The 13,375-nt window shown below is 49.0% G+C and carries 12 protein-coding genes; 5 read left to right on the top strand and 7 right to left on the bottom strand.

Annotated features, from left to right (window positions below):
• Positions 1-105: 105 nt before the first annotated feature.
• Entirely contained in the window at positions 106-681 is a 576-nt protein-coding gene (locus RB298_RS21590; protein ID WP_486048545.1) for an adenine nucleotide alpha hydrolase family protein, read from the top strand.
• 78 nt (positions 682-759) lie between these two features.
• Entirely contained in the window at positions 760-2,109 is a 1,350-nt protein-coding gene (locus RB298_RS21585; RefSeq protein WP_255250528.1) for a TrkH family potassium uptake protein, read from the top strand.
• A 124-nt stretch (positions 2,110-2,233) separates the two neighbouring features.
• On the opposite strand, the gene RB298_RS21580 is transcribed toward RB298_RS21585, so the two are convergent.
• Complete coding sequence (locus RB298_RS21580; protein ID WP_486048549.1) at positions 2,234-3,568, bottom strand: sensor histidine kinase; 1,335 nt, start codon at positions 3,566-3,568, stop codon at positions 2,234-2,236.
• Position 3,569: 1 nt separating this feature from the next.
• Positions 3,570-4,256 carry a response regulator transcription factor gene (locus RB298_RS21575; RefSeq protein WP_486048543.1) on the bottom strand — a complete coding sequence of 229 codons (687 nt, stop codon included), beginning with the start codon at positions 4,254-4,256 and terminating at the stop codon, positions 3,570-3,572.
• 232 nt (positions 4,257-4,488) lie between these two features.
• Here RB298_RS21575 and RB298_RS21570 point away from each other — a divergent pair, with 232 nt between their 5' ends.
• Genes RB298_RS21570 through RB298_RS21560 form a run of 3 tightly spaced genes read left to right on the top strand, consistent with a single transcriptional unit; the run spans position 4,489 to position 6,945 of the window.
• The gene (locus tag RB298_RS21570; RefSeq protein ID WP_486048541.1) at positions 4,489-5,526 is read left to right on the top strand and encodes a DJ-1/PfpI family protein; all 1,038 of its coding nucleotides are present in this window, start codon (positions 4,489-4,491) and stop codon (positions 5,524-5,526) included.
• Positions 5,527-5,548: 22 nt separating this feature from the next.
• A complete protein-coding gene (locus RB298_RS21565; RefSeq protein WP_375119747.1) occupies positions 5,549-6,187 on the top strand; it encodes a DUF2306 domain-containing protein in 639 nt (212 codons plus the stop codon).
• Positions 6,184-6,945 (top strand): DJ-1/PfpI family protein, encoded by a 762-nt coding sequence (locus RB298_RS21560; protein WP_486048539.1) that lies wholly within the window; start codon positions 6,184-6,186, stop codon positions 6,943-6,945. Before RB298_RS21565 ends, RB298_RS21560 begins: the two co-directional genes overlap by 4 nt.
• 183 nt (positions 6,946-7,128) lie before the next feature.
• Here RB298_RS21560 and RB298_RS21555 read toward each other — a convergent pair whose 3' ends face one another.
• From RB298_RS21555 to RB298_RS21535, 5 genes are all read right to left on the bottom strand, one after another.
• Positions 7,129-7,365 carry a DUF896 domain-containing protein gene (locus RB298_RS21555; RefSeq protein WP_009590590.1) on the bottom strand — a complete coding sequence of 79 codons (237 nt, stop codon included), beginning with the start codon at positions 7,363-7,365 and terminating at the stop codon, positions 7,129-7,131.
• A 142-nt stretch (positions 7,366-7,507) separates the two neighbouring features.
• Complete coding sequence (locus RB298_RS21550; RefSeq protein ID WP_486048537.1) at positions 7,508-8,485, bottom strand: DUF1835 domain-containing protein; 978 nt, start codon at positions 8,483-8,485, stop codon at positions 7,508-7,510.
• 100 nt (positions 8,486-8,585) lie between these two features.
• The gene (locus RB298_RS21545) at positions 8,586-9,071 is read right to left on the bottom strand and encodes an RrF2 family transcriptional regulator (RefSeq protein ID WP_486048547.1); all 486 of its coding nucleotides are present in this window, start codon (positions 9,069-9,071) and stop codon (positions 8,586-8,588) included.
• A gap of 625 nt (positions 9,072-9,696) precedes the next feature.
• On the bottom strand, positions 9,697-10,854 hold the full coding sequence (locus RB298_RS21540; RefSeq protein ID WP_096773597.1) for an AI-2E family transporter: 1,158 nt from the start codon (positions 10,852-10,854) through the stop codon (positions 9,697-9,699).
• A gap of 259 nt (positions 10,855-11,113) precedes the next feature.
• Positions 11,114-13,333 (bottom strand): AAA family ATPase, encoded by a 2,220-nt coding sequence (locus tag RB298_RS21535; RefSeq protein WP_486048535.1) that lies wholly within the window; start codon positions 13,331-13,333, stop codon positions 11,114-11,116.
• Positions 13,334-13,375: the final 42 nt, after the last annotated feature.

The raw sequence follows: 13,375 nt of genomic DNA, 5'->3' as shown, positions 1-13,375 counted from the left end.
GCAGCGTAAGATTTGTATAAGAGAAAGGTATATTACGGTCCAAACGGAGAACGTCTTATTCGCCGAGGTGGTGAATTAGCCCGTCTGCTTCAGTGTCCCCTGTTTGTGTTAAGCGTTATTCCAAAACGTGAAAATGAGCTCGATCAAGCACAAGAAAGGTATATGGCCGAGTGGCAAACGAAATGTGATGAATATGGGGCAACCTTTATCGTCAAAACGAATGAAGATCGAAAAGCTTCGGAAATTATAGCGGAAACCGTCAAGAATCTTCATATAACTCAACTAATTATCGGACAATCCGGACAAACACGATGGCAAGAAATAACACGCGGCTCGATTGTCAACGAGCTCTTAAACCAGATCGGCGAAACGGATCTGCACATTGTAGCGGTTCAAAGGATGGACGAGCAAACGGATGACACCCATGAGCGCGGAATTCGAGTCATGGTTTTCAAGGATGGTCCTCATTTTCTCATCGATAATAAGAAATCCGGGAGTGATTCCAGTAACTCTATAGCCGAGGGACTATTTTTCAAAGAATTGAATACCGATTTTGACACAGGTTTGTTGAAGTTAAAAAAAGATCACGAAGTCCACTATTTGAAAATTAGTCACGGAAAAGTAGTAGATTCGTCTTTTTTCCAAAACAGAGAAATTCATGAAAAATCCAGCAATCACTGAAGAAAGGGAGTGGAACTTGTGAGTAAATCCATTATGAAATTGAACGATCGAAATACACAACATTCCGCTCCTGCTAAAATGGAGTTGTTCATCAACAAACTTAAAAAAAATATGAGCCCCCCTCAGCTCATTATGCTTGTTTTTTTCACACTGATATTAATCGGAGCTGCATTGCTTGCGCTACCACTTTCTTCCTCCACAGGCAGATCCGTTGGTCTGCTGGATGCTTTTTTTACAGCCACCTCGGCAATATGCGTAAACGGACTTGTTGTCTTGGACACCGGGAGTGTTTTTTCGACGTTTGGTCAAGTCGTTATTATGATTTTGATCCAAATTGGCGGACTCGGCTTTATGACTTTTGGCGTCATGGTTGCCATTGTGTTGGGCAAAAGAATCGGATTAAAACAACGTCTCATTATTCAGCAAACCACTCATTCGACTTCGGCACAAGGTTTGGTTAAATTGTCGATGTACATGGTGCTTATAGCCTTCGCGTTTGAAGCATTGGCTTCGATTGTTCTTACGCTTCGCTGGCAACAGGATTTCGGTTGGGGTCAGGCAGCCTATTACGCCATTTTCCATTCCGTTTCCGCATTCAATAATGCCGGATTTGCCCTGTGGTCTGACAGCCTGACGCCCTTCGTTGGCGATCCGATCGTCAACATTACGATTGTGGTGCTGTTTATCATTGGGGGTCTCGGTTATATCGTCATTGTGGATGTATTCCAAAAACGTTCATGGAAGAAGTTTTCGCTTCACTCTAAGGTTGTTCTTGTCGGGACAGGAACGCTATCTCTGCTCGGTTTTCTATTTATATACTTTATGGAGAGCTGGAATCCGTCGACTTTTGGCCAATTGAACGATAGCGAACAGGTCCTGGCTGCATTTTTCCAAGGAATAACGCCCCGAAGCTCGGGATTCAACACGATTGACATCAGCAGCATGCTGGCAGCTTCTCAATTTTTCATTATCATTCTGATGTTCATCGGTGCTGCTTCCGGAGGCACAGGCGGAGGCATTAAAATCAATACGCTTATTGTACTTATATTAGCCACAATCCAAACCTTTCGCGGTGGCGGTCAAATCCATGCCTTCAAACGCAAGATTGCAGGAGAAACCGTTATGCGTGCGTTAGCCGTTGTCATGGGTTCTTTGGTGGTTGTGCTGGGAGTCTCCTTGCTGCTGACCATATCTGAAGGAATGCTCGAAGAGCATTTCTTGGAAGTGCTGTTTGAAGCGACATCGGCATTTAGCACTACGGGATTGTCGATGGGATTGACAAGCGAATTGTCCTCCGTGGGGAAAATCATTGTGACGATAACGATGTTTGCCGGACGACTGGGTCCATTAACGCTGGCTTTCGCATTGGCTCAGAAAAAGCGTGCCTCCAAAATCGGCTATGCTGAAGATCATGTCTTGATTGGGTAAGACGAACTTAATGGCACGAAAGCTATTCATGGATCCTTTAAATACAAATAAGCCGCGTTATTCGCGGCTTTTTAAGTGCGTCTCACTGAGAGGGATAAGACTAACAACCATCCATATCCTAATCCTATAGTTCGGGGGTTGCGGCAGGTAACCATCCTTCCAGCAGCGCTCCTCCCTCCGGATGGTTGCTGACGGTTATTTCACCTCCGTGCCGCCTTATGATTCTTTGTGAAATGGTCAACCCTAAACCGCTGCCTCCAGTTGATCGGCTTCGAGACGCTTCCCCACGGTACAAGGGTTCAAAAACGCGCTCCAGGTCTGCCGAGGAGAAGCCCGGTCCGGTATCCCGTATCGTAAACCTGATCCGGTTGCCGTCCTTACAGCATTGCACTGCAATTTCACCATCCAGAGGTGTATGTCTGACGGCATTGTCCATGAGATTATTCATAGCGCGCTCCAATAAATGCGTATCGCCGCTTAGTAGACAATCGCCCATGAATTGTGCGGTAAAGGTAATATGCTTGTCAGCCGCCAGCGGCCGCAGGCTGTCCATCGAATTCTGGATAACATCTCTCAAATCAACGAGGCTGCGGCTAAGTTCCGCCTCCAAATATTCCATCCTCGTAAATGTGAAAAGATCCTCCACAAGACGATCCAACTGCACCGATTTTTCCTTGCATACCGCTACGTATTTGGCGACCATCTGCGGGGATTGAGCGATTCCTTGTTCCAAACCATCCAAATAACCCCGCAACGCAAACAACGGCGTCCGCAAATCATGCGCAACGGCAGCAATCACGAATCGGCGTTCCTGTTCCAATTCGGCTTGTTTTTGATAGGATTTCTCAAGCCCCTTCACCATCACTTCAAATCCATCGCGTACTTCGGCGATTTCGGTGACCCAGGATGAGGGCAACCGCGCGTTCCAATCGCCTGTCGCGATTTGCCTGGCTGCATTTCCCATCTTCTCAAGCGGTTTGAGCACGAACCGTCTCATTCCCATTCCGACAATCAAGATAGCAAGCAGCAGTCCTGCAAAAGCCGACATGACCTGTTTTTCATTGGTTCTTGGCAAATACAGAGTTACCCTACCCAGCAATTGACCATCCTTGATGACGGAGAATCGTTCCGTTGACAACGACGTACCGCTGCGTTCCGGATTAGACCGATACAGCTCCCGCTCTTCCGCGGATTGAATAAGAACATCCATTTTCGCTTCATGGAGCGCCGTTTTCAATTGATTTTGCCAAGCCGGTTCCGTCCATTGGCCGGAGCCTGCTTCAATGAAGTTTATCATTTCCGATAAATTACTTTGCAGCGTCTCATTTTGCAGACGCCCTTTTTCGAAGCTGAGCGTCTTGGTCTCCATAAAATGGGCAGTGACAAAAAAGATCCACGGTAACAGAAGGATAAAGAAAAAGCAAAGCATGGTAAAGGTACGAATGCGCAGCTTCTTCATGTCAACGACCCTCAAAGCGATAGCCTACTCCCCACACGTTAACGAGCAATTGCGGCTGGTTCGGATCAGCTTCGATTTTCTCGCGCAGCCGGCTGAGATGGACACGGATCGTATGCCTGTCGCCCACCCCGTCCCAAAATTTCGCAAGCAGCTGGTCATAGGTGAAAACATGTCTAGGATGCTCTGCGAATACTCGCAGCAGTTCGAACTCCTTCGGCGTGAGCACGACGTTATTGCCTTCCACGACCACTTCTCTTGTGGACAAATTCAACCGGAGGCGGCCGTAATCCAACACCCTTCCCTCCACTGGCTGCCGGGTCGCGGAGCGCCGCAGTACGGCTTTCACGCGGGCAACGATCTCCCCGGGAGAAGCCGTTTTGACGATATAATCGTCGCCGCCGAGCGTCAGCCCCCGGATTTTGTCCACGTCGTCGCTGCGGGCACTCAAAAAGAGAATCGGAACAGGGCTTTCCGCCCGAATCCTGCGGCACAGCTCAAATCCATTTTGTCCCGGCATCATGATGTCCAGAACCATGCACTGAATGGGATGCTGTTGGAATATGGCCCACGCCTCCTCCGCATCACAAGCAGTCTTCACTTGAAAGCTGTCATTCTCAAGAAAGTCCCTTAATAGTTCGACGATGCTTTGGTCATCGTCTACAACGAGTATCGTATTGTCTCCGCTCATGCAAATCCCACCTTTGCCATCTAGTTTATCATTTTTTTTGCAGGAACCGACGAGAGGCCATGAATTGTGATGGTTTGTTTATACTTTTGTGACCTTTTTACGACTTCGTTTGAGATATTCGTTTGTTAAACTTCTATTTGCGAACACGGACGGGGCTTCATTCGGGAGGTCGTCCGGGCAATGCAGTCGAATCTACGCGATTCGTCATCGCACCTAAGACGGGAGGATTTATATGCTAACTGTACAAATCGTGTTATTTGATGGTTTCGACCTACTGGATGCCATTGCGCCTTACGAGGTTTTTTGCGCGGCAGCGTCGTTTGCAGAACATGAGTTAAGCGTGGAATTGGTCACGGCCGAAGGGTCAAGGGCTGTGGCTAGCGGCGTTAACGGATTAAAAATTGAAGCGAACAGCCGATTGAATCCGGAATGCGCGGGCATCATTCTCGTACCGGGAGCGTCTGGCGAGGTCGACGGTGATGGCCCCGATTCGATCCCAGCTATTTTGGGCCGGGCAATGAATACCGAATTAACCGGTATGATCGGGCAGGCGCTCGACCGGCAGGACATCGTAGTCGCTACCGTTTGCGGCGGCTCTCTGCTGCTGGCCATGGGCGGGCTATTGGAAGGGAGAACTGCGGTAACGCATCACCTTGGCATGGGCTTGCTTGGTGCAACCGGGGCAGTCCCGATCAAGGCACGGGTCGTGGACGACGGCAGCCTCGTTACCGGGGGCGGTGTCACATCCGGGCTTGATGTGGCACTGTACTTGGTGGAACGGGAACTCGGACCGCGCATCGCGCACGCGGTAGAGCAGTTATTCGAGTACGAACGAAGAGGAACGGTTTGGAAGGGGATCGGTCTGGCACCAAGCACGCAGAAGTCTTTGCCGGACGACAGCGAACCGAACGCAGCAGCGAACCATGGGGCGTTAACTAACGCATCCTCGGGTCACCAACTCACGCAGGCATCTATATTCGAAGGGGATTGGGATACAATGATTGCTACGCCTGTCGGGAAAATGGAAGTCAGGCTCTCCATATTGGCAAGGAACGACATCATCGAAGGTACGGCAACGCAAGGAGATGAAACCATCCGATTCAGGAGCCCTGTGCTTCAGAACGGCAAGCTGGCCTGGTCGCTTCCCATCACGAAGCCCATGCGCCTGAACCTGAAATTCGAAGTTACCGCGGACGGAGATGTTATGACCGGAACCGCCAAGGCCGGCATGCTGCCGGCATCCAAATTAACCGGAACACGGGTTTCTTAAGATTCGGAGGTTGTGGAACTGCATGAAGAAACGGAAATCATTATACCGGCTCCTGGCCTGTGTCAGCCTTGTGTTTATTCTATACGCCCTGGTCAAAAACTATTGGATCGATCCCGGTGCCGCTGGTTTTTTAAGCCGTAAAACCGGGCTGAAGCGGGAGCTGAATCTTCCGGTCTGGTTGAATGTCATGTACGTTCATGTTGGATTTGCATGTCTGGCCATGGCGTCGGGCTTGATCAACTTTTCCAATCGAATGTTTGAAAAAAGCCGCAGGTTCCATCGTTTCAACGGCTACGTTTATCTCGTGTCCGTACTGCTGGTTGTCCTGACCTCCGGATATATGGCGCCTTACGCCACCGGCGGAAAAATCAGCAGCATGGGATTCAACGCGCTCAATCTGATCTGGCTGTTTGTCACCATTACGGCGCTCATCCAGATCAAGAGGAAACGAATCGACCGGCACCGGAACTGGATGATCCGGAGTTACGCCTTCTGCTTCACGAACCTGTTGATTCATCTTATCACCTCTCTTGTTCATCAGGGTTTCGGCATGGTTTACGCCACAAGCTACACCATTGGCCTTTACGGCTCTATTGCACTGCTGATTGTTATTCCTGAAATCATCATCAGATCGAAACGAAAGGAATGGGTAATCGAATGAAAAAAATGATTAGTTTACTTATGTCGTTAACACTGATACTTAGTTTGTTTGCTCCGGCTGCAAGCGCGAAAGCGAATAAGAATCAAGATGAGTTCAAAAACAGAAATCTGCATGTTCAAATCGTATTGTTTGATGGGTTTGATCTGCTGGATGCACTGGCCCCATATGAAGTATTCGCTGCAGCTGGAATGTACTCTGGAGGAAAAGTTACCGTGGAATTGGTATCCGCAGAAGGCAAGCGCTCGGTCCCGAGCGGTTTGAATGGCCCTTCCCTCAAAGCCGAAGCCGTCTTAGACCCTAATCGCTCCGGAATTATCTTGGTTCCTGGAGCTTCGGGTAAACCAGCAGGCAATTCGGAAGATGCCATTCCGAATGTGTTAAAAGGAGCCCTGCAAACCCGTCTCCCTGCGATGTTAAAAAAGTCCATGGATAATAAGGATGTTACGGTTGCCACCGTTTGTGGAGGTTCATTGCTGCTTGCTATGGGCGGCATGTTGAAGGATCGACACGCCGTTACCAATCAGATCGGAATGACTGCACTGAAAGCTCTCGGTGCAAATCCGATTGATGCAAGAGTCGTTGAAGATGGTCCTCGCCTGGTGACTGGTGGCGGTGTGACATCTGGACTTGATGTTTCCCTATATTTGGTTGAGCGTGAATTGGGACCTCAAATCGCAAATGCTGTTGAACAGTTATTCGAGTACGAACGAAGAGGTACAGTTTGGCAAGCTGAGGGCATTGCACCGATCAACTTTTAAACTGGTAGTTTACAAAGCAAAAATCAACCGTAACTAGTTCTTTAGCTCTAACTATCTGGTGATATATAAAAGTTCATTCCGCACAAAAAAAACTCCACACCATACACAGGGTAAACGTTTGCCTATCCCTGTGCGGGTGCGGAGACCAATGAATCCAAAACAGAAACTAACCAAGCACGAAGCTTAATGGAGCTTTGACGTATTCTGTTTTTGCGTAATTTTCAGTTTCTCCGGGGTAACGTCCTCGCCATTCGGGTCCACAACTTTCAACGTAGACATGGTCGAGAGAACCTGCCCTCGGATGGCTTGCAAATATTCCTGACGAAGCTGCTGCTGTTCAGTGTATTCTTCTTGGCTCAGACCTTCGGTCTTCTGCTTGCGGCTCAGTTCATTAATTCTATGCAATGAAGGTATGGTCATGGTTATCTTTCATCCTTCCGTATAACAAGTTGTAACAGACAGTTTACTGTAAATAACCTGTGGTTGCAACTAATCCAAGGAAACCATGCCAATGCGAATGGATTTTCCAGTCAAATCAAAAAAGCCGCCATTTGGCGGCTCCTTAAGCTTTAGGCAAACCTATCGAAAATTGATGGGGAAAGCCCGGTAACCCCTTGAACATGAGGACCCCCTCACTGACTAAGAACCAGATTCTGTGCACGATATAAGAATAACTTACGAATTGGCGTGAAATTTCGAATATACGATCTAAGACGTCCCCTGCTTTAACCAGATCACCAGAATGGTGCTGCTCTTGCAGTTCAGCGACCGATTGTAAGATAAGCGCATCCATTCGATTCTCTTCGCAGCCGATGACCCTGTCCTCTTCCCAGAATCGAAGGACATGATCTTGTCCTGCCAGCTCCAGCCATTCGGATTCGTACCGTTTCCTTAGATCCGGGTCCAGCGGAATCCCTTCACCATAAGTTTTAACGATTTCAATGTAAATCTCCCGCTTGATCCTGGATTGATAGACTGGAGTCTCGCCCTTGTTCTGCTGCAAACTCGATTCTTTATGAATTTGCGTCACATTCACCACATGAACGGGGCGTTTCCGCTCCCTCAGCAAGTACGATGCAAAGCGAAGCCCGGTTTGATCATGGGCGTTATCCGCGCACCATATGACTACGGTCTTGCTCTCCGGTATGGTTTTTAGCGTTTCTATCATGCGCTCGATTTGGTGTTCCAGATTGCTCGTGTAAGAAGAGTAGTAATCTCTGTCATGTTCCATCAACCAGATTAGCCTGCGCTGCTGCCCTTCCGCTGTGCTTAAATCCCTGATAGGGCCGGTGGAAAAGCATTCATTAAATGCTAATACGCGGGATTTCTCCCGATTCCCCACTTGACTGAGCGCCACTTTTAATGAACCGGCATTCGAGAGACTGAAAATGATATGAACATGCGTTTGGAGATTCTCCTCCTGCAGCCGCTCATGGTGAACGATCTCTGCATGATGTTCGATCAGCTTGTACAATCGCTCAGCAGCCCTTTTCTCTTCATGCCCGACGTTCGTGGCATCCTGGATCGCTGTGTTCAGCAACCGACGGAGTAAAAGCCAATTCTCTCTTTCCCCAAACCCTTGCAATTTCTCGTATAGCTTATCGATAAAGATCCCTCCGAAGCGAAGTTCAACTGTTTCGTCACTTCTTGTTAGTCGAGCAGCTGCCGCGTTTGGAAGCAGCCTCCAATACCGATTGGATCGTTTGCTCCTCCAAGTATTGATTCAACTGCCGTTCCGCACCGTCCATCACCTGTTTGACCAGACATACGCAAGCACCCGGCTTGTCTTCGTTCCTGTCGCTAGGCTTCTCTTCGGTCAGCAATCGATGCTGCTGCGAATTGAGATTGGAGCATTCAAACAGCTGCTGCCTTCCTTCGATCACTTGGATCACTTCTAAAAATGTAATCTGCCGGGCCGGCTTTGCCAGCTCATAGCCACCGTTTACCCCCGGCACGGCACGCACGATTCCGTCCTGTCTCAGCTTGGACATGATTTTGGACAAATAGCTTTCCGAAACGCCTAGTGTCGCAGACAGCTCCTTGATTCCGATGTTGTGGTCACGCTCCGATTGAGCCAGATGTATTAAGGCGTGCAGAGCATAGTCAACGCTTTTGGAAAACTGTATGGCGGTTTCCTCCTTTGCTTTATTTTATTTACCATAGACCCATGATATCCATTATATTGATTCAGTTTCTTATTTGCAATGAATCCGCGAAGACGGGATAAACCATGGCGACTTCCTCAAACAACAAAGACCAGGACCAAGCAAGAATCATTAAAAGATATTACCTTCAAAAGCCGCCATATTTTATGCTTAGGGCGGCTCTCCTACTTCCACCACCCTTGTGGGAGATGTGCTCTTCTCCAGTGACCTGGCAATCCATTAGCTTCGAAGCAGTGAAGAGGACGAATCGATTCCGGAAAAGCGGAGCGGTCGCCTTTGGAGCCGAATTTCAACCCCTAACATACAATCCAGAATTTCGGCGACAACAGCGATTGGAGGAACGATACGTACGCGGAGCTTCAAACGTTAACTCTTCGAAGCTCTCGCGTAAAGCAGCTCTCTTTAAAGCCGCTTTCACATAATTCACCCAAGTTTAAAGCGTCCACGATTAAGCTTTACTCCGGAACCTCGAACATGAAAAAGCCGCCAAAACGGCGGCTTCGCAAGCGCAGCTTCATACGCTTCTATAGATCTCGGTTAAAGTTTATCAAGGTTACGCCTCCTATTCATCAATAGGCACGCCTTGTTATTTGGACATATGGCCATCATTCGAAGGATCGTATAATCCCGATGTGTTCTTGAACCATTCGAATATATGGGTAACGCAAACCTTGAGAACAGCGTAGCCGGGTACGGCCAACAGAATGCCAACCACGCCGAACAGATTACCGGCAGTCAGTATGACAAAGATAATCGTAATCGGATGAATTTTCAGCGTTTTGCCCATAATTTGCGGAGAGATGAATTTGCCCTCGATCAGCTGCACGATCGTCCATACCGCCACCATCTTCAGCAGCATCACCGGCGAAGTGACCAGAGCCACAATCAACGCGGGCGTGATCGCAATGGCAGGCCCCAAATAGGGGACTACGCTGGTGAACGAGGCGATGATGGCAAGAATAAGCGCGTAATCCAGGCCGATGATCATGTACCCGATGTACAGCAGAATACCGATGCAGACACTGACAATAATCTGACCGCGGATGAACGAACTGATCTGGTGATTGATATCCTGAAGCACATGCAGGATCCCCGAACGACTCTGGGTCGGCAGGAACGACAAGATTTTCCGAGGAAGCTTTTTGCCGTCTTTCAGCATATAGAACAGGACAAAAGGAACCGTAATGATCGACAACACGATCTCCGTAAACGCGCCAAGGAAACCGCCTACCTTGCTCCATGTCGAGTTCAGGATTTCGGTTGCTTTCTGCGTTATCGTGCCCCACCATTCCTGGGAGTTGATGTTCACGGCTTCTTGCAGCTGACTATACAACTGGCTGCCGGTCAGCTCTTCAAACTGCTGCCTGACTTTCTCGCTGTACGTCGGGAAATTGTCTATCAGACTCATAATCTGGGTGCGGAGCACCGGAATGACCGCCAGCACCACAACCGTCAAAATTCCGGCAATCAACAGATATAATATCAGGATGGACCATCCGCGCTTGATTTTCCTTTTTTCCATCATATCCACCAAGGGATTCAGCAAATAATACAGGATTCCGGATAAAATGATCGGCAGCACGATCGTCTTGATCAGAACCGCGATCGGATGCAGAACAAACGAGATTTTGCTTAATACCATGACGTTTAAACCGACCAGCAACAGAACAAGCAAAAGCAGCACAAACTTATTGTTTAGAAAAAAGCGCTTGAACCGATCCGGCCAAATGCGAGGTTGCTCCATATATGTCCTCCCTTATTTAGGTTTATCGATTCCAGACACAAAACTTGCATCGATGCAAGCCACCCATGTCGTCGAGATAATCGAGCACAGCTTCGCTAACTCCATTCTTTTAACTATAATGTTTCTTCAGGGCACATGTCCAGTCAACCAAGGGCCAGCATGAGGGTTCGTATTTATGGTCGGTCATCTCATGATGGAATAAGCCTGCGTGTCATGAAGACACACAGGCTTAAGCTGCGAACACGCTTCACCCACGGTTTTATAAATACCGAGAAATGATGCGCACTAATTTTGCGGGCAGCTCATTCAGGTTGGTAATGTCCAGAAACCTCTCGGCACCATAAATCCGGCTAATGACATCCTTGTCTTGTCCGATGGCGGCAGCCAGAAATTTGACTCCTTTTCTTTCATATTCGGATAAGGTCTGCTGCATGTCTTGAATGGCAAGACTTCCGGTATAGTCTTCCATCGCCTTAGGCTGCCCGTCGCTGATGCTGATCAACAGCTTGGTCTGCTTCGGTGAAGCTGCCAGCCGTTCCGCCATGATCCTTAACGCCATACCATCCCGATTGTTGCTTCTCGCGCGGATTCCCATCAACCTGAAGCGATCGCGAACATCCGGATGATCATAGTCGGCATAAGCGAAGATCGACATCTGCTCCAAGCGGGACACATCGGCCGTATCGCCGTAGATCAGAACAGGAATATGGCAAATCTGACAAAATTCATAGACCGCAATGACCGCACGCTTGGCTGCCTCCAATCTACCGAACGCAGCCATCGATGCGGATTCATCGACCCTCAGTCCGACCACAAGACGAGGGGATTCCGTCGGAGGACGTTTTTTGGCAAATAACCTGAAGTCCCGGTAGGCTACGCTGTCTGCCTGAAATTTTGATCCATAGTATTGATTTTTGGCATACTCCGCGGTGATTTCGTGCTCCAAGAGCGGCAGCGTTTTTCTGGCGATCTCCCGTACAATCGGCATAAGCCCCTGACTTAACCGCCCATATTCCTCCTGTAGGTTCGGATCATAATCAGGGCGATGAACGATCAGCTTTACCGACCGATGAAGGGAATCGGACACGATTTCTCTGGAAACCCGATTCAGCTTCTTGCGGAAATCCCGTTCCTTCTGCTTCTCCTCTTCCGACATGGGCTCAGGATTAGCCTGGTGATAATTCGGCGTGCCCTCCTCGCCCGAATCCGTGCTCTCCATCTCCGCTGATTCATCCGATGAAACGGATGTGCTGCCTTCGCTCTCAGCGGATTTTTTTAAGCGGACCCCTTCTTCCCCGGCTTGCTGATCCGGATTGGAGTCAACATCCATATCGATTTCCCAGGTTGAGATCTCCACGGCATCCCCTCTTCGTTTGCTTGGGGGTTCAACCGGAATTTCATCCAGCAGCCCCAACAGGCCTTGGCCTTCCAGCGCATCTTCCAGCAGTTTGATTTCTTCCGGATCGGTCGTAATCTTGTAGATCACTTTGTGATAAAGGGATTCTCTTGCAGAAGATCCCTGAGCCACGGCATCCGCCCAATAGAAATAGGAACGCATGCCGGCAACCCCCTTAATGGCATTGGCCCGGGCTGTTTTGTCCAACAGAATGATGACCCTTGCGAGGATGTCCAGCATTTCATCGTCCTCGCAGCCGATTTTGGCCTTTGCGCGCTCCATCATCATATCCTTGGTTGGCAGATCCATTTTCTCCGAATGCTGTATCCTGTCTCGCAATGCTTCATTTAGCGGCCTGGATCCCGCATAACTGCGGTTGGCCGTGATCACCGCAATGAAATCCGGATGCCTGTGCACGATACCCATCGGCAAATTCAGCGTGCCGCCGGGCTCAAGCGCGGAATTCAGCGCCATTAATACGGCAGCATCACGTATCACGTTCGGTTCCTGTATTTCCAGCAGATAGCCGTTCTGAAAGGCTCTGACGATCTCGGAAGCGTAAAATCGATATTCTACCGCCTTATTCTCTGCGGCATTCGCGGCCAGCTTCAATACATGCTTCATCTTCGCCGAAGCATGCTCCCGCGAAATTCCCAAAGCCTCCATTAGAATCTCCGTCGAACTTCGAAAGCCGTCACTATCGTATAGGGCTTTCAAGGCAGCCTGATCGGCAGGTTCCAAGTACTCTATTTGATCGGAAGTAATGACCGGTAAAATGGCTCCGATAATATCCGATTTATCCATATCGGCAAAACATGTGACTTTGGTGTAGGGGAGCCTGAAGTTCGCGGATAAAGCTTTGGCGAGCTGCGTCTTTCCGGATCCGGCATCCCCCTCTAACAAAACATTGGCGATTTTCATCTCGCCCCGATCCCAATTCCGCTTAATTTCATTCGAGATTCGCCGTTCTTCCTCACTTCCTTTATGCGTTAACGGTTTTGTCCAGACAAGGCTCTTTTCTTCTTCGGTCAATGCTCTCCCGGGAGACAGCACGTAATATTCATTGTCATTCTGTTCTAGCATAACCTATCTCCTCCAAGCTTTTCCCAGCGTGGAAGGATACTC

It is taken from the genome of Priestia sp. BR_2, from assembly GCF_041954005.1.
GTDB lineage: Bacteria > Bacillota > Bacilli > Paenibacillales > Paenibacillaceae > Paenibacillus_AQ > Paenibacillus_AQ lautus_A.
This window is presented reverse-complemented; position numbering and strand designations above follow the sequence as displayed.